Consider the following 26,071-nt stretch of genomic DNA (forward strand, 5'->3'; position numbering starts at 1 on the left):
GAAGGGATCATTATGGAATTATTACATAGTCTAGTCGAATCAGCGGAAGATCTGCAAAAAATGATCGGCACCGATACAATGATCGGAATTACAGATAGAGAAAAATTCTTGAGTTATCTGCCTACTGCAAAGGTGGATTTTGGAATTCAAGTAGGAAGTCCTATACCAGCTGGGGATAAAAATTTAAGTGCCGCATTAGCGGGCCAATATGGTTCGGTTTTATTACCTAAGGAAGTATATGGTATTCCTCTTCATGCGAAGTCTTTTCCGATTCGAAATGAAGATAAGGATGTGGTTGGTGCTTTTGCAATCGCGATACCTCTGGATGCACAAGAAAAAATGGAAGGGTATATCGGTAATCTGCGACAGATAATTGATGGTCTGCAGGATAAGCTGCATACTGTTTCGGCCCATTCGGAAGAGCTCGCAGCTTCTAGTGAGGAGATTGCAGCCCAGTCGCAGGAATCCATGCTGCTGACAGAAACAACAGCTGGTTCCATCAGTGAAATCTCCCAGATTCAGCAGCAGACTAATATCTTAGGATTGAATGCATCAATCGAAGCAGCACGTGCCGGAAAAGCTGGTGCGGGTTTTGCTGTCGTTGCAAGTGAAGTTAGGAAACTCTCCACCCAAACAACAGATGTTACGAAAAGTATGGGCATCTCACTGGAGAATATTAAGAATAATATTACCGCCTTATCCGGAAGTGTGGATCAAATTCGTAACGCATCTGGTGAGCAAGCGGATTTAGTGAATGACTTCAGCCAGCTTATCGACCAATTGCATCTTTTGGGCGAAGATATGGAAGCATTTTTCAAAACAGTTACATCTTCATGAAATAAGGCCGCAGGAGCGGCCTTATTTTAATGCTTTGCCCAACCCTTCTGCGAAATGAAATCCTTCATATATACACGTTTTGGTATACGGAGATTATCTGTAGTCTGCTCGGTCCAAGTTGTTTTCCGGCTGTTCTCAGTCCGATCCACATAGTAGGACTGGATGGTACGGTCATATTCCTCCAACTGTGCATTCAGCATTCCTTTATCCACGTTATATCTATTTTCATGATAAACGCTTCTGAAAGGAAGCCGCGGTTTCTTTTCATTCACTTTCTCTGGATAACCAACAGCAATCCCAAACAGCGGCAATACATGTGCCGGAACACCAAGGCTTGCAGAAACGCCGGCCAGATTATTTCGGAGGCCGCCTATATAACAAATTCCCAATCCCATCGATTCTGCTGCAATAGCAAGGTTTTGAGCGGCGAGTGAAGCGTCGATGGTACCGATTAGTAAAGCTTCAGTACCTTGAATCGTTTCAGAGATGTCTGCCCGCAGATTGCTTGCCATTTCTTTATGGCGGTAGAAATCAGCACAAAAAACAAAGAAGTGGCCATTATTTACGACATACTCCTGGCTCCCAGCATAAGTGCTAAGCTCTTTTTTCACTAGAGGATCGCTAACACCTATGATGGAGTACGCCTGGAGGAAGCTCGACGAGGATGCTGCTTGAGCAGCGGTGACGAGTTCTTTGATCTGTTCCTCTGTAAGGCGCTCAGACGTAAATGATCTTACTGATTTGTGGTTAAGGATGGTTTGCAACACATCAGACATCGTATTCTCCCCCTTTTTTATAAGGATACACAAATTTGTCACATTTGTAACTAAAAAATGTTTGCGCTTTCATAAATAGAATCTGACAAGCGGGTGAAGCATATACTGTCATGATTCTACATACATACAAGTGAGGTGGGAGCATGGAGACATTCATGACAGTTTTATCCGTATTCGTCGTAGGAGGCCTGCTCCTCCTGCGGGGATATGCCATGTCATATCGCAGAAAGAACAGGAGGGATAGAGATGGGGAAGAGTGAACAGCTGGCAGAGTATTGGTTGCGGGAAGTTGATGGGAAGAAGACTGGGAATTGGCTCGTCAACCGAATTGCTTCCCATGAAAAAGATGGAGCGAAGGTTGCCCAGATTCGAGGAGAAGGAACAATAGTAAGTGAAGAGCATGATGGAGAGGAAGACATCATCACCTATCGTTTATGTGCAACTTTTCTCGTGCACAAACAGCACGCTACGTATCATGAAGAAGAAGTGCATACACATGTAGCCCGTTTGCGAGACGGACAAATCATCCATGACGAACGAATTGAGGATGCTGTCCAGCCTCATGTTCAAGGGCTTGTTGTATACGAGAGCAACGATCAGGATTTCGACAGGCAATTCACATACGACAGAAGGGCAGCTGTACAGTATGCCGAGAGATGGTGGAATGATTATAATCCTGCTTACAAAAAGTTCGAAGTCGACTGTACAAATTTTATTTCCCAATGCCTGCGGGCAGGCGGGGCACCGATGCGGGGAGAACCGGATAGGAATTCAGGATGGTGGTTCAATGGGGATAACTGGAGCTATAGTTTCACAGTAGCGAATGCTTTGCGATGGTATTTAAGCGGATCAAAACAAGGGTTGCGCGGTAAGGAAGTAGCCGATGCCAGAATGCTGCGGCCTGGAGATGTGATTTGCTATGATTTTGAGGGTGATGGTAATTTCAACCATAATACGATAGTGGTAGCCCGCAATGCACAAGGCGAGCCTTTGGTCAATGCACACACTGCCAACAGCAGAATGCGTCACTGGGCATACGTTGATTCTCCCGCTTATACAAAGAATGTTGTCTATAAATTTTTCCAGATTGGGCTATGATCTCTGCTGTGCTATACTGGTAAGGTTGAAAGTAGAAAAGCAGAGGTGAAAGTAAATGCCAAGACATATCGTACTATTCCAGCCGGAAATTCCAGCTAATACAGGAAACATTGCTCGTACCTGCCTTGCGACAGATACAGCTTTGCATCTGATTCGTCCGCTTGGTTTCTCGACGGATGACAAAATGCTGAGAAGATCAGGATTGGATTATTGGCATGACGTAGATATCCATTACTACGATAGTATAGATGAGCTATATGAAAAATTTCCGGAAGGTGTCTTTTATTATATAGAGAACTTCGGTACCAAGCATTATTCCGATTATGATTTCAGCGATACCGACCAAGATCTGCTATTCGTTTTCGGTCGGGAGTCGACGGGTATTCCGAAAGATTTGCTTGTAGGGAAAGAGGAACAATGCCTCCGTATACATATGACAGATAAAGTGCGTTCTTTGAATCTGTCTAATACGGCTGCAATCATTATTTATGAAGCTCTCCGACAGCAGCGCTTCGATGGATTATCTTAAACTGCACCTAGCGTGCAGTTTATTTTTTATAGTTGTTTAGGCATAGATAAATTGGGGTAAATATAGTACTTTAACATGTTTTATTTGGTAGCATTATACTAATGTCACTTATATCCGGTGGATTTAATGAAGTGACAAGGTATAATGGAGTGCATGAATAATATGAGAGATTACACGCTATTGCTTCGGGCATTTGGAGATAAACTTCGATATCTGAGAAAAAAACAGATGCTGACACAGGAAGAATTGGCTGGCTTGGCGGGTTTTAATCGATCGTACTACTCCGATATTGAAAACGGTAAGCGGAATATTTCTTTTGTTGGCATCAGTAAGTTGGCGATAGCACTGAATGTGGAAATGGTTGACCTTCTGCCGACAAAAGAGGACTATCATAAGCTGCTTGATTTGTCAGCAGAACACAACCAGGAAACAATTACATACATATACGGCAGCACTGTTGAAAGGCAGTTACGCAAAACTTGAGGGGCTAAGGAATGAGATTCTATGCCAGCCAGTTGCGAAGATGGATTCTCAGGCTGCCTCGCATGGCAGCTTTTTTTGAAAAAGGAGAATGAAATTGATTTTAAAACGTAAACGCATCCAAGATATACTACTAGGTGATTATTTGGGCAGTGATATTGTTCTGGCAGACAAAACAAAATTGGATAAAGGGACAGTCATCACGGCAGCTTTACTGGAACAGCTCAAGCATAACAGAGTTCCTTCGGTCATTGTTGAAACAGAGGAAGAGGAAGCTGCTGATGTATTCAGCAAGACAGATCGGCTTCAGCAGATGATACAACAGCTGCTGGAGAAAGAAACGGATCATCAAGCAACATATAAGCGGAGTATGGAGAAGCATTTTTACACAAATCTATCTTACATCGCTTTTGAATATCGCTATGGAAAATTGCTTTATGAGGAAGAAAGCATTCGTTTCTTGAAGGATTTGTATATCAAAAGTCTGAAGACAATGGGGAGAAGCAGTCTTTGGCATATGCTTGAGGAAAGAGATCCGTATGCATTCATCCACTCACTGGATGTTTTTGTTATCGGCACGATGCTCGCTTATCATATGAACGTCGTCCAGCTGGATCTTTGTGCAACCGGGTATTTATTCCATGATATCGGCAAGCTGGAAATACCACGTGAAATTCTCGATAAAACAACAACACTCACAAAAGATGAATACGAGATTGTGCAAACACATACGGTCAAAGGAGAAGCGCTCCTGCACCAAGCAGGTGAGCCTTTACTCGGCCGCTATGCACGAAGCCATCATGAACGGCTGAATAGGAAGGGTTATCCAGATGGCGCTTATTTACCGGAATTAGGGGTGGATCTTCAGATTTTGGCTGTAGTCGATACGTTTTCAGCTTTGACACTTTCCCGTACCTATCGGGAAGTACTGCCAGCTGCGGAAGCCATTCAATTGATGCTGGAGATGTCGGAAGCTTATCCGAAAAAAATCGTGAAGAAACTTGCCCAGTTGATGCATATATTCCCTAATGATAAAAAAGCTATGCAGCTTGATGATGTGATGCTGGATACATATACGAACGAATCGTATATGGAAATTGGATGGAAGCAAAAACCGTAAGCAGAGCCTAATTGGATTTGCTGGCATGATAGCCAAACCCTGGGCATACATTAAGGTAATCGCCTTTTGTTTAACAATGCCTGGGAGGTTAATGAATGATGAATATATTGGATAAGGTACAGCAATATCGCCAGGAACAAGAGAAGCTCCACTGGGAAGGAACGCTCGCTGATTATCTGCGTTTGTTGAAAGACCGGCCTTATCTTGCTCAATCTGCACATTCCCGTGTATATAATATGATCAAGCATAAAGGCATTGAAGAAGAAGATGGTGTAAAAAACTACAGCTTCTTCAAGGATGCATTATTCGGTTTGGAAGAACCGCTTGAAAAGCTAGTGGAAGAATACTTCCATCCGGCTGCCAGAAGGTTGGATGTCCGCAAACGGATTCTACTGCTCATGGGACCGGTAAGCGGAGGTAAATCCACGCTTGTCAGTCTGCTCAAACGTGGGCTGGAGGAATATACACTGACAGATGAAGGTGCAGTTTATGCCATAAAAGGCTGCCCGATGCACGAGGATCCTCTTCACCTTATTCCGGTACACCTGCGAAAAGAGTTTGAAGAAGAGTATGGCATCCGGATTGAGGGAAATCTTTCCCCTTTAAACTTAATGAGACTGGAAGAAGAGTATGATGGAAGGATCGAGGATGTTGTCGTGGAACGGATTTTCTTTTCGGAAGATAAACGTTCAGGAATCGGTACGTTCAGCCCTTCCGATCCAAAATCACAGGATATTGCCGATCTGACTGGTTCCATCGATTTCTCAACCATTGCAGAATACGGATCAGAATCAGATCCGAGGGCATATCGCTTTGACGGAGAGCTCAATAAAGCCAATCGCGGTTTGATGGAATTCCAGGAAATGCTGAAATGCGATGAGAAGTTTCTTTGGCATCTGCTTTCCTTGACGCAGGAAGGAAACTTCAAAGCCGGCCGCTTTGCTTTGATCAGTGCCGATGAATTGATAGTCGCGCACACAAATGAATCAGAGTATCGTTCCTTCATTTCGAATAAGAAGAATGAAGCATTGCATTCACGGATGATCGTCATGCCGGTTCCTTACAATCTTAAAGTAGATGAAGAAGAAAAAATCTATCAAAAGATGATTTCGGAGAGTGATATCAAAGATGTCCATATCGCCCCGCATACACTGAAGATTGCTGCAATGTTCACCATTCTTACCAGATTGAAAGAATCAAACCAAGGCGGTATCAGCTTGCTGAAGAAAATGCATCTCTATAATGGGAAGCAGCTGGAAGGATTCAGCGACGCAGATATCCAGGAACTAAAAAAAGAACACAGTGATGAAGGGATGAGCGGCATTGATCCGCGTTATGTGATCAACCGAATTTCCAGTACAATCATCAAGAAGGAAATGCGTTCAATCAGTGCATTGGATGTACTTCGGTCCTTGAAGGATGGGCTTAGCAGCCACGCATCCATCTCGAAAGAAGACCGCGAACGTTACTTGAACTACATTGCAGTAGCCCGTAAAGAATATGATGAAATCGCGAAGAAAGAAGTACAAAAAGCATTTGTCTATTCTTATGAAGAGTCAGCCAAAACATTGATGGATAACTATTTGGATAATGTAGAAGCTTATTGCAACAAGACAAAGCTCCATGATCCACTGACAGGGGAAGAGATGCCTTCTGATGAAAAGCTGATGCGCTCCATCGAGGAGCAAATCGGAATTTCGGAGAATGCGAAAAAAGCTTTCCGTGAGGAGATCCTTATCCGGATCTCGGCGTATGCACGAAAAGGGAAGAAGTTCGACTATCAATCTCATGAACGGCTGCGCGAAGCAATCCAGAAAAAGCTGTTTGCTGATCTGAAGGATGTAGTGAAAATCACCACGTCCACAAAAACGCCAGATGAGCAGCAGTTGAAGAAAATGAACGAAGTAGTCGCAACATTGATTGACGAATATGATTATAATTCCACATCGGCAAACGACCTGCTGCGTTATGTAGGAAGTTTGTTGAACAGATAAAAATAAGCCGCCGGGGATCCCGGCGGCTTATTTTTGTGTGTCTTATGCAGATAATAGCAGGAAACCAGCAAATATCGGAAGCAGTACCATCGCTGTCTTCAAGTAGACGGGACGGACACGTTTTGTGAATTTCGCCCCAACATATGAACCAATCATCGTTCCTGCAACTACTTCCAATAGTAGTTTGATATCAAGGAATCCGAGCTGTGCATAGCCGACTCCGCCAGCTAAGGCGATTGGAATGATAATCATCATCGTAGTACCGGCAGATTGCTGCGCAGAAAGTCCGAGCAGGATAAGCAGTCCAATTTGGATGAATGGAGCGGAACCTATTCCAAACAATCCGGACAGTGCTCCTGTAATGATGCCTAGCAAGGCGGCTGATATGAAGTAAACAATTTTGTTTTGGTAGATAAATGCACTTACTGTATTTTCTTTTTTAGAAGGTTTGCCCATCAATAAAAGACGGATACAAAGAACTACACCAGATAGTACGAGCATTCCAGCTGTAAGGTAATTCAGGATATCTTCCGGAATGATTCCGGAAAAATGAGAGCTGATGAAGGCGCCAACTGCACCGAAGATCCCGATGATCAATCCAGCCCGCAATGTCACATTTCCTTCTCGGTAGTGACTCACTGCACCTGAAAATGATGAAAACAGCATCGATGTGAGAGCAGTGCCTAATGCAACGTGAATCGGGAAACCGAACAACACTGTCAGGATGCTGATGATGAATCCTGATCCTCCGGCACCGACAAAGCCGACAATAAGGCCTGCGGCAATCATAATAAGGATAATTTCAATAGCCATAATAGTTCCCTCATTTCTAGTTGTACTTTTAGTTAACCATAATGAAATAGTATTGTATAATGCATAAATAACATATGAATAATGCAGAAAAGGTATGGGTGAAAATATGGAGTGGCAGCAGTTAGTTTATTTCAAGGAAGTAGCAGAGCGAGAACATTACCTTCAGGCAGCAAGGGCCTTGGCCATCTCGCAGCCAGCCTTGAGCCGGTCGATTCAGAAGCTGGAGGAACAGCTGGGAGTCCCGCTTTTTGAGAAAAGGGGGCGAGGAATTGTTCGCAGCCGTTACGGGGATGCTTTTTATACACATGCTGTCAAAATCTTGGATGAAATGGCGAAAGCAGAAAAGCATATACGGAAGATGAAGGATCCGCAGTATGGGGAAATTACACTTGGATTTATGAGATCGCAAGGACTGCAGCATATACCTCGTTTGTTAAAACAGTACAAGGAGATTTACCCGTCCGTTGAGTTTTCATTGAATCAAGGTTCGACAGAGGAATTGATCAATCAGTTAAGGGAAGGAAAGCTTGATTTATGCATCTGTAATATGGATCAAGGAGTGGAGGGCCTAACCTGGCGAAAGCTATGGACAGACCAGCTTTATGTTTTTGTATCAGATACGCATCCGCTTGCAAATGAAGAACAGCTGGCGTTGCACCAGATAGAAGACGAGCCCTTCCTGCTTATTCGCCCAGGCTATAGTGCCCGGGTAATGTTTGAACAAATGGTCGAAAAATATGGATTGGAGCCAAAAGTTGCGTTCGAAAGTGAGGATATGATGACTATACTGGGTTTTGTTGCCGCAGGACAGGGCATTGCTCTGCTTCCATCCTTGGAAACACTGCATATGCATCATGTCAGAAGCATTCCGCTCATCGAACCGACAGAAAGGCAGATAGGTGTAGCTTGGCGTGAGGGAAGTGTGCGTTCTCCGGCTAGCGAGCATTTTATTGAACAGATTGTTACTTACTCAACAAAATTTGGAGAATAAAGCGGCTTGATGTCGCTTTATTTTTTTCTGGTTAACACTTTATCGGTTTTTGTCGAAGTATTATGACAACAATTTACAATCTCTTTATTGATCCTTAATACATAAATTCTAGAATGAATGCGGGGAGACAATCCCCGATAAAAGATAGGGGGAGCTATATGAAGCGTACATATCGAATGGCGGCTGGTCTCAGCGCATGTTTACTGCTTATGCAGGCTGTTTTACCTGCATCCATTCCAGCCGTAAATGCAGAGGAAAAGCTTCGGGAGGACAAGGTTTCGATCACGGAGGTATATGGCAGCGAGAAGCAGGGTGCTGAGGCGTTATCTTTTATTGAAGTACATAATGGAACAGAGGAAGCGAAATCCTGGAAAGATCTAGACATCACATACACAACCGATCGGGAACATACGCTTACTGTACAAGAGCAAGAGGAGCAAATTCCGGCAGACGGCTATGCAGTACTTGCTTTGAACCATGAGACCACAGTCGAAGCATTCAACAGTCACTTCGGGACAGAATTGACAGACGCATCATTCACCAATGTGACAGAACCCTACATATTCAAAGACGATGAACAGCAGCTTTCCATTACGGATTCAACTACTGAGCAGACCTCCGTTTCTGTCTTCCACTTCCAGGATGTGGACCAGGAAGAAAGTATCCACTTCGCAAATGATCAAGAGACACCGACCATTCTGGCAGCACCATCACCCGGTTCGGAAAAGATAGAGCAAGCTGAACAAGAAGAACCACTGGAAGACTCGCAGCAGGATTCCCCTGAGGAAAATGTGACAGAAGACCCTGCTTCTGAGGATCAAGCTGCGGATTCAGCAGCGGATCAAGCAGCTGAATCAGAAACAAAGGTTGAAGAACAAGAAGGACAAGCTGATGCTGCAGAAGAAGAACAGCCAGCTGAAGAGAGTAAAGAGTCCGAAAAAGATGTACAGGTAGAAACAAAAGCAGCAGATGAGCCGGCCCAGGAGGAGCAGCCTGAACAGCCTGCACTCGTTCACGAAGCAATCACCAATGCAGATAGCAGCAAGGATCTTGTCATCCGTGCAGCTATTGAAAACGGGAATGCAGATTCTGCAGTCCTCACATACGTCACTGCCCCCGGCATGAGCGAACAAAAGGTGGATATGGCAGACAAAGGTGACGGCAATTGGGAGGCTGTCGTCCCGAAAGAAGTGTTATGGAGCCCGAACTTCCAATACAGCATTGATGTGATTAGCGGAGATACGCCATTGCGTTTTCCTGACAATGGGCTGCAAAGCATACAAATAGCCGTTACCGAGCCTGATCCGCAGACACAGCCGCCGGTTCTTATCACTGAAATCGTCCCAGACAGTGATAATGCTGGTGGAGCTGATGCATATGAGTTCATAGAGGTTTATAACAACTCCAATCAGTCGATGGATTTGAAGGATTATAAACTTTCCTATCAATATCCTGATGGAAGACAGACGGATTGGAATATCGATCGCTCCGTCATATTGGATCCTAAGGGAAAGGCTGTGATCTGGATCAAGAATGGTGCGAACCAATCCCTTGGTCTAGCTGATTTTAACAGCCATTACCAGACTGATTTGACAGAAGAGCAAGTAATTGAAATCCACAATGATGGGATGGCGAATGGATCTGCCCGAACGATTGCGTTCCAAACTGACAGCGGGGCTCAGCTTGCAGCAGCAAGCTATAATGATTCAGAGGGAATCGATGATACGTATCCAAATCAAGGAATCACGTACAAAGCTTCCGGTACCGCGCAGATGACGAAGGTAGGACTGCAGCTGAACGCTTCTCCTGGCGGATTGATTGATGGGCAAGTTCCAGCAGAAACCGTTAAGGTTGAAGAAGATGAAACAGCTCCGGAAATTAGTCATGAGCCGGTGAAGACAGTTACCATTCCTGCATTGCTTCAAATCGAAGCTGCAATTAAAGAAGAGAATTTCATCCAGCATGTGACGCTTTATATCAAAAAAGAGGGAACGGATGAATTCGAGCAATACAGTATGGAGCATACAGGAGAATTGTATAAAGCAGAAATTCCTACTGCTGAACTGGAAGCTGGAACGCTGGAATATTATATAGAAACTTCCGATGGGTTCAACAGTGCCAAAACCGACACTTATAAAGTGGAAGTGAAACAGCCGGATACAGACTTCTCCGCGCTCCCATCCTTACTAGTGACAGAATTGGTCCCTGATTCTTCGAATGTAAATGGGGCCGACGGATATGAATTTATCGAAGTTTACAACAATACCACAGCTCCGGTTGATATGCAGGACTATGAATTGACGTACATGTACCCTGATACTAGAGTGACCTCTTGGAAGCCGGACGAAAGTCCAGTCATCCAGCCCGGAGAGACTGCTGTATTCTGGATTATCAACGGTTCCAATAATGATTTTACTGCTGATGATTTCAATAAGAATTACGGGACGAATTTAACCCTTGGCGAAAACTTGTTCACAGTCCAGTCCGGCGGGATGGCCAATGGCGACCAGCGCGGTGTCGGTGTTGCGACAAAGGCTGGAAGTACAATTACAATGGCAACGTATAACGAGGTGTCTGGCGTCAAGGATACGGTCGCTAATATGGGAATCAACTTCAAGTATCCGCTTGATGGCACGACAAATATGCTGAAGCTGAATGCTGGTTCAGCCCTTGGTACTCCTGGAAGTGTCACTTCCGATCAAGTGCCAGGCGAACCTATTCAAGTAGAAGAAGATCTTACGGCACCGAAAGTGGAAGATCTGACAGACAAAGATACCATTAACCAGACGGAAGATCTGCAAATTTCTGCAGATGCCTCAGATGATAAAGGTGTCAAACGTGTATCCGTCTTCTATCGTACAGATGATACGAGTGACTTCAAGCGGGTTGATCTAACTAAAAATGAACAGACAGGCTACTACCATCATACGGTTTACACACCAGAGCTGATCGCGAAAGATTACGTGGAATATTATTTTGCTGCAACAGATGGATTCAATGAAACGAAAACAGAAACGAAACGAGTAAGTATCGAGCGTGATCAGAAAGAGTCCAGTCCGCGTTTGAACGTGGAAGAAGGGCAGTTGATTTCTGGAACATATAAGCTGAAAGCCACTTCTGATAACGCAGATCAGGAAACAGCTTTGCTGATAGATGGGAAAGAAGTCCAGCAGACAGACAAAGCACTGGAAACGGAAGCTTATTTCGCGTTTGATGTGAATGGCATCAATACGTATTTCCAAAATGCAGTTGTACAGGATGGCGAAGTACTGCGTATATTCGATGACTGGATCGATACGTACACGACTATTACAGTTCCTGTTGACCCGGATACGTTGAAGGCTGGAAAGAATACAATCAGTATCCATGCCGGAAATAAGGCTTCTCCGTTCCAGTTGGAATCTCCAGAAAACCGGGACGACTTTGATGCTAAAAATGTCCGGTTAGTATTAGGAGATGGAACTGTATTGTACGATCCAGCGTTTGCGGATCCCAATCAAGTAATCGATATTGGGGATAACGGTAATTATCGTCCAGTTCAAGACTTTACTTTCAACATTGAGCCAGAGAAATTCCAGGCAAATGCATATGAATGGGATACAACAGAAACAGAAGATGGTACGCATACGATTGAAGCAAAGTATGGAGAAGCATCTGACAAAGTTTCCGTGACAGTCGACAATACCGTACCTGTCATTGAAACAACAATGGAAGATGGAAAAACGTACAAAGGTCCATTCACGATCGAGGCAAGTGCGGATGATGCGTTAAGCGGTCTTGATAGCTTTACGGCAAAGCTGGATGGGGAAGAAATTAAACTTCCTTATGAGACTTCTTCTGCGACCTTAGCAAGTGGGGATCATACACTTGTGCTGCGCGCAAAGGATAGAGCCGGAAATGAAGAAGTTCGTACAATTAATTTCACCACTCCTGAAGAGCACCCAGCTGCTCCGGAATTGATCAAACCAGAGGATGAAGCGGGGAATATCGGAAAGAATCCGGAACTTGAAGTTAAGGTGACAGACCCTACCGGAGATGACATGGACGTAACTTTCTATCAAGGGCATAAATATAAAGTCAGCCAAGATAGTGAAATCAAAGCGTACAAGAATGCAGCCGATTATGAGCCGCCATCCGACTATGCACCAGAAGGGGAAGAAGCATTCAGCAGCGATGATATTGATAAGGTTGCTGATGTAGATGACAAGTATCTGATCAACGACAGCGAAACGCAGTTCCCTTACCATCGATTTGAGGTTCCTGTTTCCAAGGATGTTGACGACAAACATGTCGTCGAAGTCAACTGGAGCGGTAATTCCCTGCCAGGACGCAAGGTTTCCATGTATGCGTGGAACCACCAGGAAGAAGATTGGCAGTTGATCGATTACAAAGTAGCAGGAGATGAGGACTTTGATCTGAAAGGGTCCGTAAATGTCGATGACTTTGTGAAAGACTATAAGATCAATGTGCTTATCCAGGATGAAATCGCAATTGAAGATGAGGATTATGATTATAGTTTCGTCTGGATGTCCGATACGCAGTATTATTCTGAGAGTTATCCGCATATCTACAACGAGCAAGTGAATTGGATAGCGGATAACAAGGACAAACTCAACATTGATTATGTATTCCATACTGGTGATTTGGTGAACTTCTCAGACCAGGAATATCAATGGGAAGTCGCAGACAAAGCGATGCAGGTGCTGGATGATGCTGGCGTTCCATACGGTGTATTGGCCGGAAACCATGATGTGGAGCAAAAAAGTAATGACTATACCGATTATTATCGATATTTCGGAGAGGACCGTTTCAAGGATAAACCTTGGTATGGTGGTTCTTATAAGAATAACAGAGGACATTATGATTTGATTTCCTCTAATGGCAATGACTATATTATGGTTTATCTTGGCTGGGGCATCGATGATGAAGGTATTGCATGGGCAGATTCGGTCCTGAAAGCACATCCGGATCGGAAGGCGATTTTGAACTTCCATGAGTATCTGCTTTCATCCGGAAACCGTCATCCAGTGGGTGAAAAACTCTACCAAGAGCTTGTCCTGGACAATGAAAATGTGTTTGCTGTTCTTTGCGGTCACTATCATGCTGCCGATATGCTCATTGATGAAATCGACGACGATGGCGATGGCGTAACCGATCGTAAAGTCTATCAAATGCTTGCCGATTATCAGGCAGGTCCTGAAGGCGGACAAGGTTATATGCGAATCTTGCTCTTTGATGCCGAGACAGATCAAATTAAAGTAAAAACGTATTCTCCATATATGGATGATTACAATTATTATGATGAAGAAGAGTTCCCGGGAACAGACGAGTTCTCTATCGGGCTTGAATTGGATGCACAAAAGAAACGCGTGGCTACTAACTATGTAGAAGTAAATGTTTTCGGGACGAAGGAAATAGGTAAAGCAGAAGATGTTAAAAGTGGAGAAATTGCTTCTATTACTTGGGATGGATTGACCTCTGACCATGAATATGCCTGGTATGCTGTCGCAGAGGATGAGCATGGCGGCAAGGTGAAATCAGATCTATGGACATTCACTACTGGCGGTGGAGCTCCTGCACCAGGTGACAATGGCAATGAACCGCCAGCTGAGGATCCTTCAGGAGATGATGGAGCAGACGGCGGGCAGGAGGATCCAATAATCGGCGGAGGAGAAAATCCACCAGCTGATTCCGGTGGGAAGCCTGGCACTGATGATCAAAATGGGACTAACAATCAAAATGGCAATACAAGTATTCCAGTGAATCAAACGAAGCCATCAGGTGACAATACAGTGAATACTGTATCGCATGTACCTGCTGACCTTAAAAAAACGACACCATTCGGCGGAATTCTTCCTGACACAGCAGGTCAGCTATTCAATTATCTTTTGGCTGGCGCTGTACTGTTGGTGTTAGGCGGAACATTGTATTGGTTTAATAAAAGAAGAACAGCAAACAAATAAAGATGGAGGATAATTGGAAAAAAGCTTTCCGATTATCCTTTTTTTAATTTAAAAAAGCAATGATTTTTTCTTACAGAAACAAAAATGTAAAAACGCTTTCAAAATGATGATATTTATGAAAGGGATTAATATAAACCCTTATATATCAATAAAGAAAGCGTTTTAAAAAATTTCTTGTTTTAGTTGTATCTTTTGTCTCGTTACGGTATATTGAGAGTGTGAAATCGTAGTAAGCCACTTAAAATAATTTCCAATTTCTAAGCCTTTGCTAATCAAAAAAAGTTACTTCTATTGGGGGGAACAGTCGTGGGACAAAAGGAATCTAGCGAAAGATTCTGGGAGAACTTCCATGGACCGAATATGGGTTATGTGGAAGAGCAATACGACAAATACAGGCAAGATCCGGAATCAGTGGAAGCATCATTGAAGGAACTATTCGATACACATGGAGAGCCAAGGATCATGCAGCGTCAAGGGGAAGACGCTCCTAGTGGTGTATCCGAAGCATCCATCAAGAAAATCACGGCAGCGATTCAGCTAGTAGAAGCAATTCGCCGTTATGGCCATCTGGAAGCGGATATTTATCCGGTAGGCGGGGAGCATGCAGACACAACGGTGCTGACTAAAATGGAGGATTTCCAGCTGACTGAATCTGACTTGCGGGATATACCGGCAAGCTTTGTCTGGGAAGACGCTCCGAATAATGTACATACGGCATTGGATGCCGTGCAGCTGCTGAAGGAAAGGTATGCAGGTACCACTTCCTTCGAGTATGATCATGTCGGTAATCATGAAGAGCGCAAGTGGCTTCAGGAACAGATCGAGACTGCATCCTATATTCCTGGATGGAGTGAAGCTGACAAGAAAGAGATTTTGAAACGGCTTACAGATGTAGAAGGTTTCGAATCTTTCCTGGCGCGCACTTTCGTCGGTCAGAAGCGCTTTTCCATTGAAGGTCTTGAAGCGATGGTTCCGATGCTGGATTCCATCATTAAAGAAGCGTGTCTCGCTGATACTGATGAAGTGATGCTTGGCATGGCACATAGAGGAAGGTTATCTGTTCTTGCACATGTATTAGGCAAGCCTTTCGATCTTATCTTCTCTGAATTCAATCACACTGGTGAGAAAGAATTGCTTCCTTCTGAAGGTTCAAAAGGGCTGCATGGCGGCTGGACAGGTGACGTGAAGTATCATTTTGGTGCTGTAGCGGAACATCATGAAGGAAAAGAGAAGCATACAACGATCACATTGGCAAACAACCCGTCCCACTTGGAATTTGTGAATCCGATTGTAGAAGGATTTACAAGAGCGGCACAGGATAATACTTCACAGCCGGGATATCCGGATCAAGATCCGTCAAAAGCGCTTAGTATCCTCATCCATGGTGATGCTGCTTTCATTGGGGAAGGTGTTGTCGCTGAAACGCTTAACTTAGGAGATTTGCCGGGATATACGACTGCTGGTTCTGTGCATATAATCGCTAATAATCAGGTCGGCTTCACAACGAATCGCCGTGACGGGCGTTCTACGCGATACGCCAGTGATTTAGCGAAAGGCTTCGAAATTCCAGTCGTCCACGTGAATGCTGATGATCCACTTGCATGTGTGGCGGCAGCATTGCTGGCTTTCCGTTACCGACAGCGTTTCCACAAGAGCATCCTGATTGATCTTGTCGGTTACCGGCGCTATGGACATAACGAGATGGACGAACCGCGTTCGACACAGCCGATCCTTTATCAGGATATCGATGCACATGATACGGTAGCGAAAATCTTCTCTGCGAAACTGGAAGAAGAAAAAGTCATCACAGCACAAGAAGGCTACGATGCTCTAAGTGCGCAAGTCGGTGACCATTTGAAAGACATCTTCCAGAATATGAAGGAAGAAGATGCAAAGGAAAAGCTGCCGAAACCAGAACCGGAAGCTTTGAAATGCGATCTGCCCGATATCAAGACGAGTGTCCCGGCAGATACATTGTTCTCCCTCAATAGACAGCTTCAAAAAAGACCGGAAGGATTCCAAGTCTTTAAGAAGCTGATCAAGATAATCAGCAAACGGCATCAGGCATTTGAAGAAGAAGGCAAAGCAGACTGGGCTGTTGGTGAGGTATTGGCTTATGCCAGCATCTTGCAGGAAGGTACGCCGATACGTCTGACCGGCCAGGATTCAGAACGGGGAACATTTGCCCACAGGCATGCTGTACTGCATGATATCGAAACGGACGCGACATATTCACCACTGCATGGATTGGACGAAGCAAAATCATTTGCGCTTCATAATAGTCCGCTGTCGGAAGCAGGCGTTATTGGCTTTGAATACGGCTATAGTGTACACAATCCGGATGCTTTTGTACTTTGGGAAGCACAATTCGGTGACTTTGCGAATACTGGACAGGTTCTTTTTGATCAATTTATTGCAGCTGGCCGTGCTAAATGGGGCGAAAAGTCCAATATGGCTATGCTGCTGCCGCATGGATACGAAGGACAAGGTCCGGAACATTCAAGCGGCCGGGTGGAGAGATTCCTTCAGCTTGCGGCAGAGAATAATTTGATTATCGCTAATGTAACAAGTTCCGCCCAGCTGTTCCACCTGCTCCGCCGACAAGCAAAACTTGGTGGCAGGGAAGAAGCAAGACCTCTTGTACTCATGACACCAAAAAGCTTGATGCGGAGTGCCCGTTTGGCAAGTAAGCTGGAAGAATTCACAGAAGGCAGCTTCTCGTCCTTGCGCGTTCAGCCTAACAACGAAGCGACGGCTGAAACAGCTAGAACTCTTGTATTAGGAAGCGGAAAAGTAATGGTGGACCTGGAAGAGGCGATGGAGAAAGAAGCGGGTGCATTTGAAGAACTTCATATCGTCCGTCTGGAGCAGCTTTATCCATTCCCAGCCCAGAAAATCAAACAAATACTGGAAGATTATCCATCTATCAGTGAAGTTAGATGGGTGCAGGAAGAACCACGTAACATGGGAGCTTGGACATTCGTCCGTGACAGAATTGAAGCAATCCTTTCAGAAGACCAGACACTAGAATATATCGGCCGACCGGATCGTGCATCACCTGCAGTAGGAAAGCCTGCAATCCATAAAACAGAGCAGAAGCAGATCATCAATCAAGCCTTAAAGCTGTCCAAGGGAGGAGTTAGCGTATGAAGGAACTGAAAGTACCAGAGCTGGCAGAATCAATTACAGAGGGAACAATCTCCGAGTGGTTAGTCAATCCAGGTGACCATGTCGAGAAAGGAGATCCTGTTCTCGAATTGGAAACAGATAAGGTTAATGTGGAAGTCAATGCGGAATACAGCGGTGTAGTGAAGGAACTGCTGAAGGAAGCTGGCGATGATGTGGAAGTAGGAGATATTATCGCTACAGTCGATGAAAATGGAGAAGCAGGCGGCGAAGCAGATGCATCTGCTGCTGAAGAGACGAAAGCAGAAGCAGCAGCTGTCGCGGAGGCTCCGGCTGAAGAGACGAAGGAAGAGACAAAAGTTGAAGCAGCTGAACCTGCTGCAGCAAAAAATACGCTGGCAACTCCTGCAGCACGTAAGCGTGCTCGTGAACTAGGTATAAGCCTCGATGAAATCTCAGCGCGTGATCCATTTGGCAGAGTTCGTCCGGAAGATGTCGAGGAAGCAGCAAAACCGAAGGAAAAACCTGCAAAACAGGCGAAAGATGATAAAACGAAGCAATCGGCAAAGACAGAATTCGAAAAACCTGTCGAGCGCGTAAAAATGACTCGCCGCCGTCAGACGATTGCAAATAGACTTGTGGAAGCACAACACACGTCCGCCATGCTGACTACGTTCAATGAAGTCGATATGACAGCAGTCATGAAACTGCGCAGTGAACGAAAGGATAAATTCCTCGAAAAGCATGACGTAAAGCTTGGATTTATGTCCTTCTTTACGAAAGCAGTTGTCGGGGCATTGAAAGAATTCCCTTATATCAATGCAGAGATTCAAGGTAATGAAATTGTACTTAAGAAATTCTACGATGTTGGCATTGCAGTATCGACTGATGATGGATTAGTTGTACCAGTCGTGCGAGATGCTGATCGACTAGACTTTGCGGGTATTGAAAGTGAGATTTCCCGATTAGGCAAGAAAGCTCGCAATAAAGAGCTCAGCTTGGATGAACTGAACGGAGGTTCATTCACTATTACAAACGGCGGTATCTTCGGATCACTCGTTTCAACGCCGATCCTGAATACACCTCAAGTTGGGATTCTAGGTATGCATACAATTCAAAAACGACCAATTGCCATGCCAGATGATACAATCCAGATTCGTCCAATGATGTACCTTGCACTTTCCTACGATCATCGTATCGTCGATGGAAAAGATGCAGTCCAGTTCCTTGTACGCATCAAGCAATTGCTTGAAGATCCGTACGATCTCCTCTTGGAAGGATAAACAATAGAAAGACCGTCCTAGTATTAGGGCGGTTTTTTTGTGTTCTCATTTCCTACATATCTTTCCTGCACCTGCACAAACTAACGGAAATGAAACAAGGAGAGGTGCGTCGCCATGGGTTTTTTCAAACAGAAGAAGAGCCAGCCGGTACAAGAAAAAGTCATAAGAGAAGACAAGATGCCGCCGCATCGATCCACAGCATCTCTTGAGAAAAACATTCGCTACATCCAGGAAGAATTGAGAAATTCGAACGATTTAAAAGTCCGTTTGCTTCCAGGTAATAAACAAGCATTGGTTTACTTGGATGACATTACAGATCCTGATAAGATGCAGCGGTATATTTTTGTACCGCTAAGGGAGATGGATGGAGATATTCACAGAATTAAAGATCGGGAAGAAAGTGATGATCTCAATAAAGCAGTAACTGCACTTCTGGAAGGGAAGGCTGTTTATTTAGTAGAAGGAAACGCGGCTTGTTACTTCTTCAATGTGCAGCAGAATGTGACAAGGGCTATCACGGAGCCGATGAATGAAAAGGTCATTAAAGGATCGCATGATGGGTTTAATGAGGACATCAAGCAGAATATCAACCTCATTCGCCGACGTATTCAGCATCGAAGCCTCACAATAAAAAAGCAGACGGTTGGCGATTATACAGAATCAGAAATTGCTTTAATCTATGTGGATGGTGTAGTGAAGCCGGATGTCGTTCAGGAAATGGAAAAAAGGGTGAAAAACATCAGCAGTGATGCATTATTGAGTGCAGGGGCATTCAGTGAGTATATCGAGGATCGCAGTTATAGCATTTTTCCGCAATTTTTGAGTACGGAAAGGCCAGATAAGACAGTAGCACAACTTATGGAGGGAAGGATTGCTATTTTATTTGCTAACAACCCTACATGTCTGATTGCACCGGTTACTTTTTACGCATTTTATCAATCACCTGATGATTACAATACCCGCTGGCTAGTTGCAACATATATTCGTCTAATCCGCTTGTTCAGTTTTATTCTTGCGATAACGCTGCCTTCCTTTTATATAGCGGTAGTTGGCTTTCATTTTGAAGTTATTCCGGAAGCGCTGATTTCCCCAGTATTAGGAGCCATTCGTGATATTGCTTATCCGCCTATAGTAGAAGCAGTCTTGATGGTGATCGTCATTGAACTGATACGGGAATCCGGTATCAGGCTGCCATCACCGATTGGTTCGACAATCGGTATTGTCGGCGGTCTTGTTATCGGTGATGCGATTGTTACAGCGGGATTGGTCTCTAACTTGATGGTAATCGTTATTGCCCTCACTTCCCTGGCTTCGTTTGTTGTGCCATCGAATGAAATGAGTGATTCATTAAGGATTTTGACTTTTCCATTAATCATTCTTAGCTCTGTTCTTGGATTTATCGGGATAGCTTTTGGATTATTGATGGTACTGATTCATCTTTGCCGGATGGAATCATTAGGGCTTAGTTACTTTACACCGATCCAATTCCGGGATCTAAAGGATACAGTGATCCGGGTGCCGCAATTCCTGATGAAGCGCCGGCCGGAACAATTGGAATCACCGCGCCCATACAAGTCCAATGAACTGGGTGAGCAATATGGCAAAAAGTGATACACAGCAGAAAATCACATTATCTCAGCTTGCCTATATCTTTATTCAGAGTCAAATTGGTGTCGATATCCTAAATCTCTCTACTGTCCTGCATAAAGAAGTGGGAGCAGATGGGTGGATCCCCTTATTGGTTGGTGGCGCAATTTCCATCGTCTTTGTAGTGCTGATGGTACATGTAAGCAAATGTTATCCAGGGGAAAGTTTGTTTGAGATTTTAAGAAGCAGTTTTGGGAAACCGTTAGGCAATGTAGCTGGATTTGGCTACTATGTGTATTTTCTTGTAGTTGCTATTTACCTTCTGACTTCTTACGGTGAACTGATCAACCAATGGCTGCTACCGGAAACGCCAATTATGGTACTTTATCTGCTCTTGCTCATCAGTGCTCTCTATACCATTTCGGGAGGACTTACGGTCATTGCCAAGGTATTCACCTTTTTTGCGGTTATTTTGTTTCTTATATCAGTATTGTTTCTGTTCGGGTTTGTGGATGCAAAGTTCATTTATCTGCTCCCGATTGGCCAAGCCTCCTTTTCAGGGTTTATGGAAGGTATCCGCGTCACCATCTATTCCTTGAGCAGTTATGTGCTGCTGTTGCTTTTTCTGCCCTATACACAGGGCAGCTCCAAGCAGAAAAACAGAACGCTTATCGGTGCTAACTTGATTGTTATCTTTTTCTACTTGTATACAGTCATTGTTTCTTTTGCACATTTCGGATCAGACCAGATTGAACATGTGTCACAGCCTGTTCTTTACATGCTGAGAACTGCTGACTCTGTCATCATCACAAGGATAGATATTTTTGTCCTTGCCATGTGGACCGTTTTTGCTATGACAGCTTTTGCAGCTTATCTGTATGGTGCTGAAAGGGCGTTTGCTAAGATTCCGAAGCCGAAGAAAAAGATGTTGAATGTATATTCATCTTCCATCATAGTCTTAGCTGTTTCTTATTGGGGAGGACTTAATGAGAAGAATATTAGAGGTATTATCAACTTCCAGGATTTAATTACGGAATACTTCACGATATACATACCGATTCTATTATTCCTTCTATCTTACGTGCGCAGAAAGGATAAGCAAAAGGAGGCAGAGCAATGAAAAAGCTGACTATCATATTGCTGAGCTGTACGCTTTTTTTGTCGGGATGCTGGGACACTAGGGAATTCAAAGAAGTGAAGCTCGGAATTTCGGCTGCCTATGATTTGACAGAGGATGGTATATATACGAATACCATCCTCATACCAAATGTACAGAATAGCGCACAAGGACCAGGGCAGGAATCAACCCAATTTCTTACGGCAACTGGAAACACATCCTCGGAAGCAAGAACGAATATTGATAGACGTTTATCATCTACTTACAGTCCGACACAGCTCGATGTTGTTCTTTTTGGAGATAAACTTGCCCGTCAGGATATCTATCCGTATGTGGATGCCTATTACCGGGATCCGAGAATGCATCTGGATGTGGTGCCTGTGGTAGTAAAGGGTAACGCAGAACAAGCGCTGAAAGTAGTTCCTAAATCCGAAACACGCCCGAGTGAATATATAGAAGGTATAGTTGAATCCGAAGTGGAAACAACGAATACACTCGAGACCAGTTTGCAAGCGATCGGTTCCGAGCTTTATGAGGAAGGGGAAGACTTTAGCTTACCACTCTTAAAAGTTGGGGACGGTGGGAAAACAGTGTCTTATGAAGGGTTGGCGCTGTTCCATAAATCAAGTTATACCGGGAAGGATATTCCTTTCGAACATACGACGCTCTTTTTACTGATGAAGAAGGTTAAAGGTAAAGTAGCCCGCATTACTACTAAGATATTTGATGGCAGGAAGCCGGAAGCAGATAACTATACGACCATTAATATTGAGGATTTTTCCAGTAAAATCAAGTCGAAGCCAGATAAGCAGAATAAAGTAAGGACCGATATAACATTGAATCTGACTGTAATGATTCAAGAATACCCGCAGGATCATCTTGCTTTGAAAGATTTACCTGAGGTCAAAAAAAACCTGGAACAGTCATTGACTGACCAAGCAAATGAAACGATCAAAACAATCCAAGAAGCGAATAGCGATGTGTTTGGAATCGGCAGGAGCATATACGGTCATTATCCCTCTCATTGGAAGAAGCTCGATTGGGATAAGGATTTCAAAGAGATTAAAATCGTTCCGCATGTCAAAGTGAACATCCGTTCGCGCGGAATTTTCAGATAATTTAACAGTTTTCTATAGTTTGTTTAATCAATAGCAGCACTCCCGCATAAGATAGACTAATTATCTTAAGGAGGCTGGCGAATGAGTGATTCCAATCATTTTGCAGTGTCAGAAGAAGACTGGTCCCTCCATCGAAAAGGATATGATGATCAAAAGCGGCATCAGGAGAAGGTCCAGGAAGTATTAAAGAACAAGCTGCCCGATTTGATCACGGAAGAAAATATAATCATGTCTAATGGGAAGGATCTGATCAAAATACCGATCAGGTCTTTGGATGAATACAAAATCCGCTATAGCCAAGACAAGAACAAACATGCCGGCCAAGGAAAAGGCGACAGTAAAGTAGGAGATGTGCTGGGCCGTGCCGGCGGTCAGCAGAAGGCACCTGGCAAGGGACAAGGGGAAGCTGGGGATCAGCCTGGACAGGATTATTACGAAGCTGAAGTATCATTTGAGGAACTGGAAGAGAATTTCTACAGCCAGCTGGAGCTGCCGAATCTGGAGCAAAAAGATGAACAGCAGATGATTGTGACGGATATTGCGTTTCATGACATCCGCAAGACAGGACTAGTCGGGAATATCGACAAAAAACGGACAATGCTGGAAGCGTTCAAGCGTAATGCGCTGAGCGGTACAGCAGCATTTGCTCCCATTTATCCAGAAGATGTACGCTACAAAACCTGGGACGCGATTGAAAAACCGGATTCGAAGGCTGTCGTGCTTGCTATGCTGGATACGAGCGGAAGTATGGGGAATTGGGAAAAGTATGTGGCAAGAAGCTTCTTCTTTTGGATGACAAGATTCCTCCGGACAAAATATGAAACAGTGGAAATCGAATTCATTGCCCATCATACGGAGGCAAATGTTGTCGATGAAGAGTCCTTTTTCTCCAAAGGGGAAAGCGGCGGAACGATTTGTTCCTCTGCTTATAGGAAAGCGTTGCAATTAATAGACGAGAAGTACCCGCCATCTGCATATAATATTTATCCGTTCCATTTTTCAGATGGTGATAACCTCACTTCTGACAATAGTCGCTGCATTGGTTTGATCAATCAGCTTATCGAGAAATCAAGCATGTTCGGCTACGGAGAGGTTAACCAGTATAACCGCCATTCTACGCTGATGCAGATTTTCCGTAAAATGGACCATCCGAAATTCCGGTATTATGTGCTGCGTAAGAAAACCGACGTTTTCTATGCCATGCAGCGCTTCTTCTCGAATGAAGAAACAGAAGTTTCCGTCTGAACAGCAGGTCTTTCACTGCTGTTTTTTTCTGTTTTTAGGCAAAATGGATATGGAAAAAGCATATATTGGTCATATGACAAAAAGCCCTTTCTTTTTTCTAAAATATCCTTTAGGATAGAATAGGCGATAAAATGTTTCGTTTATATTACAAATAAATTACAGATATATTAAATAGAGAAGTGCTTTTAATGGGAAAGGGAAGGATTTACAACATGAAGGAAAAACGGATTCTATTTACGGGGGGCGGCACTGCCGGCCATGTAATCGTGAACGTGGCCTTGATTCCTGTATTCAGGCAGGAAGGTTGGAAGATCGATTACATTGGTTCAAAAAATGGAATAGAGCGTGACCTCATTGAACCGATGGAAGGCGTGACCTATCATAGTATCTCAACAGGAAAACTAAGAAGGTATATGTCCAAAGAGAACTTCAAGGATCCTTTCAAAGTAATGAAAGGCACCATGCAGGCATATCGAATCATGGGGAAAGTGAAACCGCATGTGATTTTCTCCAAAGGTGGATTCGTATCGGTTCCAGTCTTGTTCGCATCATGGCTCCGTCATATTCCCGCTGTTATCCATGAATCAGATATAACTCCGGGGCTTGCGAATAAGCTGGCTATGCCATTCGCGAAGAAGATTGTGACTACATTTGCTGAAACTGTATCACATGTTTCTGCCAAGAAAGCAGAATGGGTTGGAGCAGTTGTACGTGATGAGCTGATTCAGGGCAACCGCCGGGTCGGTTTGGAGAATCTAGGCTTTTCACCAGATAAGGCTGTTTTGTTAATCATGGGAGGAAGCGGTGGTTCCAAAGTAATCAATGATGCAGTCCGCTCCAGCCTGGATACCTTGCTTCAGGAATTCCAAATCATTCACATTTGCGGTAAGAATCAACTGGATGAAGCAATCAATAAAGAAGGCTATGTTCAATTCGAATATGTGAATGAAGGGCTGAACGACTTGTTCGCAGCATCAGATTTCGTCTTGTCGCGTGCCGGCTCGAATGCTATCTTTGAATTCTTGGCGCTGCGTAAGCCGATGCTCCTAGTGCCGTTATCTCGTAAAGCCAGCCGGGGAGATCAGCTTCTCAATGCAAGCTCCTTTAAGAAACAAGGCTATGCAGATGTGTTAGAAGAAGAGGATTTGACAAGTGCTTCCTTGGTTCAGCATTTGCAGGATCTCAAAGAACATAAAAATGAAATTCTGCGTGCTATGAGCCATTATGAAAGCCAAGAAGCAAAACAACGTGTAATTGAAATCATAAAAGAACATGCAAAAAAAACCAACTGACAATTTGTCAGTTGGTTTTTTCGTATCCGTTGCGGATGACAGTAAGTTCACCAGTTGCTGGGTCGATTACAAGTGCATGTACTGGTACTTGCTTTGGAAGCAATGGGTGATTCGCGATCAAGGAAGCACTGCTTTCTACAGATTCCTCAACACTGTTGAACCCATCGAACCATGTATTGGCAACATCTTCACTGGCTGACTGGCGCAAGTATGTCTCAACGTCTCCGCCTTGTTTGCTGATTTGTTCCAGCATATCAGAACCGTGCAGATGGTGCATGCCGCAGTCTTTATGACCGATTACAAATACTTCTTCACCCTTTAAGGCATGAATGGCTACTAAGATACTTTTCATGGCACTGTCAGAAGTGTCAACGAGCATTGCGCCAGCATTTTGAATGATTTTTGCATCTCCATTCTTCAAATTAACTGCTTTTGGCAGCAATTCAAGCAAGCGCGCATCCATACAGGTTAGTATGACAGCTTTCTTGGAAGGAAACTTGTCTGTTTCATACTGTGCATATGCTTTGTCTTCTACGAATTTTTGGTTATGAGCCAAGATGTCATCTAATAACATAGATCGTGACACTCCTTTTTTTAGTTATCTTCTTTAGTTTACCATATCAAGACAAGTGTTTACCTATTCCTTATTGCTCAAATTATTTGAAAATTACGTTGACCTTTTTAAACCGGTATGTATATACT

17 protein-coding genes, 1 pseudogene and 1 riboswitch are annotated in these 26,071 nt (G+C 44.0%); of the genes and pseudogenes, 15 read left to right on the plus strand and 3 right to left on the minus strand.

Annotated elements, in window-relative coordinates; all coding sequences use genetic code 11:
• The first annotated feature begins 12 nt into the window (after positions 1-12).
• A complete protein-coding gene (locus SFC25_RS14300) occupies positions 13-837 on the plus strand; it encodes a methyl-accepting chemotaxis protein (RefSeq protein WP_411215933.1) in 825 nt (274 codons plus the stop codon).
• A 26-nt stretch (positions 838-863) separates the two neighbouring features.
• Here the strand turns inward: SFC25_RS14300 and nfsA are convergent, their stop codons facing one another.
• A complete protein-coding gene (nfsA, locus tag SFC25_RS14305; RefSeq protein ID WP_411215934.1) occupies positions 864-1,613 on the minus strand; it encodes an oxygen-insensitive NADPH nitroreductase in 750 nt (249 codons plus the stop codon).
• Positions 1,614-1,859: 246 nt separating this feature from the next.
• Here nfsA and SFC25_RS14310 point away from each other — a divergent pair, with 246 nt between their 5' ends.
• The 5 genes and pseudogenes from SFC25_RS14310 to SFC25_RS14330 all read left to right on the plus strand — a co-directional run bounded on the left by SFC25_RS14310 (position 1,860) and on the right by SFC25_RS14330 (position 6,834).
• On the plus strand, positions 1,860-2,711 hold the full coding sequence (locus SFC25_RS14310) for an amidase domain-containing protein (protein WP_411215935.1): 852 nt from the start codon (positions 1,860-1,862) through the stop codon (positions 2,709-2,711).
• Positions 2,712-2,766: 55 nt separating this feature from the next.
• Positions 2,767-3,240 (plus strand): tRNA (uridine(34)/cytosine(34)/5-carboxymethylaminomethyluridine(34)-2'-O)-methyltransferase TrmL, encoded by a 474-nt coding sequence (gene trmL, locus SFC25_RS14315; protein ID WP_411215936.1) that lies wholly within the window; start codon positions 2,767-2,769, stop codon positions 3,238-3,240.
• 162 nt (positions 3,241-3,402) lie between these two features.
• Positions 3,403-3,606: pseudogene (locus SFC25_RS14320) on the plus strand (helix-turn-helix domain-containing protein); the annotation flags it as partial.
• Positions 3,607-3,677: 71 nt separating this feature from the next.
• Positions 3,678-3,763, plus strand: a riboswitch (cyclic di-GMP riboswitch).
• A 54-nt stretch (positions 3,764-3,817) separates the two neighbouring features.
• The gene (locus SFC25_RS14325; RefSeq protein ID WP_411215937.1) at positions 3,818-4,840 is read left to right on the plus strand and encodes an HD-GYP domain-containing protein; all 1,023 of its coding nucleotides are present in this window, start codon (positions 3,818-3,820) and stop codon (positions 4,838-4,840) included.
• 98 nt (positions 4,841-4,938) lie between these two features.
• On the plus strand, positions 4,939-6,834 hold the full coding sequence (locus SFC25_RS14330) for a PrkA family serine protein kinase (protein ID WP_411216101.1): 1,896 nt from the start codon (positions 4,939-4,941) through the stop codon (positions 6,832-6,834).
• 42 nt (positions 6,835-6,876) lie between these two features.
• On the opposite strand, the gene SFC25_RS14335 is transcribed toward SFC25_RS14330, so the two are convergent.
• On the minus strand, positions 6,877-7,647 hold the full coding sequence (locus SFC25_RS14335; protein WP_411215938.1) for a sulfite exporter TauE/SafE family protein: 771 nt from the start codon (positions 7,645-7,647) through the stop codon (positions 6,877-6,879).
• A 94-nt stretch (positions 7,648-7,741) separates the two neighbouring features.
• On the opposite strand from SFC25_RS14335, the gene SFC25_RS14340 reads away from it, so the two are divergent.
• From SFC25_RS14340 to SFC25_RS14380, 9 genes are all read left to right on the plus strand, one after another.
• Positions 7,742-8,638: a LysR family transcriptional regulator gene (locus tag SFC25_RS14340; RefSeq protein WP_411215939.1), complete on the plus strand. Its 897-nt coding sequence runs from the start codon at positions 7,742-7,744 to the stop codon at positions 8,636-8,638.
• 158 nt (positions 8,639-8,796) lie between these two features.
• The gene (locus SFC25_RS14345; RefSeq protein ID WP_411215940.1) at positions 8,797-14,601 is read left to right on the plus strand and encodes a lamin tail domain-containing metallophosphoesterase family protein; all 5,805 of its coding nucleotides are present in this window, start codon (positions 8,797-8,799) and stop codon (positions 14,599-14,601) included.
• 306 nt (positions 14,602-14,907) lie between these two features.
• Positions 14,908-17,751, plus strand: a complete 2,844-nt coding sequence (locus tag SFC25_RS14350) for a 2-oxoglutarate dehydrogenase E1 component (RefSeq protein WP_411215941.1) — start codon at positions 14,908-14,910, stop codon at positions 17,749-17,751.
• Entirely contained in the window at positions 17,748-19,010 is a 1,263-nt protein-coding gene (gene odhB, locus SFC25_RS14355) for a 2-oxoglutarate dehydrogenase complex dihydrolipoyllysine-residue succinyltransferase (RefSeq protein WP_411215942.1), read from the plus strand. Before SFC25_RS14350 ends, odhB begins: the two co-directional genes overlap by 4 nt.
• A 114-nt stretch (positions 19,011-19,124) precedes the next feature.
• Complete coding sequence (locus tag SFC25_RS14360; RefSeq protein ID WP_411215943.1) at positions 19,125-20,621, plus strand: spore germination protein; 1,497 nt, start codon at positions 19,125-19,127, stop codon at positions 20,619-20,621.
• Entirely contained in the window at positions 20,608-21,717 is a 1,110-nt protein-coding gene (locus SFC25_RS14365; RefSeq protein ID WP_411215944.1) for a GerAB/ArcD/ProY family transporter, read from the plus strand. The genes SFC25_RS14360 and SFC25_RS14365 overlap by 14 nt, the downstream gene beginning before the upstream one ends.
• Positions 21,714-22,832: a Ger(x)C family spore germination protein gene (locus SFC25_RS14370; protein ID WP_411215945.1), complete on the plus strand. Its 1,119-nt coding sequence runs from the start codon at positions 21,714-21,716 to the stop codon at positions 22,830-22,832. The genes SFC25_RS14365 and SFC25_RS14370 overlap by 4 nt, the downstream gene beginning before the upstream one ends.
• Before the next feature lie 81 nt (positions 22,833-22,913).
• Entirely contained in the window at positions 22,914-24,077 is a 1,164-nt protein-coding gene (gene yhbH / locus SFC25_RS14375) for a sporulation protein YhbH (protein WP_411215946.1), read from the plus strand.
• A gap of 212 nt (positions 24,078-24,289) precedes the next feature.
• Positions 24,290-25,369 (plus strand): undecaprenyldiphospho-muramoylpentapeptide beta-N-acetylglucosaminyltransferase, encoded by a 1,080-nt coding sequence (locus SFC25_RS14380; RefSeq protein ID WP_411215947.1) that lies wholly within the window; start codon positions 24,290-24,292, stop codon positions 25,367-25,369.
• A gap of 7 nt (positions 25,370-25,376) precedes the next feature.
• Here the strand turns inward: SFC25_RS14380 and SFC25_RS14385 are convergent, their stop codons facing one another.
• The gene (locus tag SFC25_RS14385) at positions 25,377-25,943 is read right to left on the minus strand and encodes a beta-class carbonic anhydrase (RefSeq protein WP_411215948.1); all 567 of its coding nucleotides are present in this window, start codon (positions 25,941-25,943) and stop codon (positions 25,377-25,379) included.
• Between the last annotated feature and the right edge of the window lie 128 nt (positions 25,944-26,071).

Source organism: Terribacillus saccharophilus (assembly GCF_046592595.1).
GTDB lineage: Bacteria > Bacillota > Bacilli > Bacillales > Amphibacillaceae > Terribacillus > Terribacillus saccharophilus_C.

Coding starts and splice junctions, on each gene's coding strand:
- SFC25_RS14300 (WP_411215933.1), top strand. CDS start 13: ATGGAATTATTACATAGTCTAGTCGAATCAGCGGAAGATCTGCAAAAA.
- nfsA (WP_411215934.1), bottom strand. CDS start 1,613: ATGTCTGATGTGTTGCAAACCATCCTTAACCACAAATCAGTAAGATCA.
- SFC25_RS14310 (WP_411215935.1), top strand. CDS start 1,860: ATGGGGAAGAGTGAACAGCTGGCAGAGTATTGGTTGCGGGAAGTTGAT.
- trmL (WP_411215936.1), top strand. CDS start 2,767: ATGCCAAGACATATCGTACTATTCCAGCCGGAAATTCCAGCTAATACA.
- SFC25_RS14330 (WP_411216101.1), top strand. CDS start 4,939: ATGAATATATTGGATAAGGTACAGCAATATCGCCAGGAACAAGAGAAG.
- SFC25_RS14335 (WP_411215938.1), bottom strand. CDS start 7,647: ATGGCTATTGAAATTATCCTTATTATGATTGCCGCAGGCCTTATTGTC.
- SFC25_RS14340 (WP_411215939.1), top strand. CDS start 7,742: ATGGGTGAAAATATGGAGTGGCAGCAGTTAGTTTATTTCAAGGAAGTA.
- SFC25_RS14345 (WP_411215940.1), top strand. CDS start 8,797: ATGAAGCGTACATATCGAATGGCGGCTGGTCTCAGCGCATGTTTACTG.
- odhB (WP_411215942.1), top strand. CDS start 17,748: ATGAAGGAACTGAAAGTACCAGAGCTGGCAGAATCAATTACAGAGGGA.
- SFC25_RS14360 (WP_411215943.1), top strand. CDS start 19,125: ATGGGTTTTTTCAAACAGAAGAAGAGCCAGCCGGTACAAGAAAAAGTC.
- SFC25_RS14365 (WP_411215944.1), top strand. CDS start 20,608: ATGGCAAAAAGTGATACACAGCAGAAAATCACATTATCTCAGCTTGCC.
- SFC25_RS14370 (WP_411215945.1), top strand. CDS start 21,714: ATGAAAAAGCTGACTATCATATTGCTGAGCTGTACGCTTTTTTTGTCG.
- yhbH (WP_411215946.1), top strand. CDS start 22,914: ATGAGTGATTCCAATCATTTTGCAGTGTCAGAAGAAGACTGGTCCCTC.
- SFC25_RS14380 (WP_411215947.1), top strand. CDS start 24,290: ATGAAGGAAAAACGGATTCTATTTACGGGGGGCGGCACTGCCGGCCAT.
- SFC25_RS14385 (WP_411215948.1), bottom strand. CDS start 25,943: ATGTTATTAGATGACATCTTGGCTCATAACCAAAAATTCGTAGAAGAC.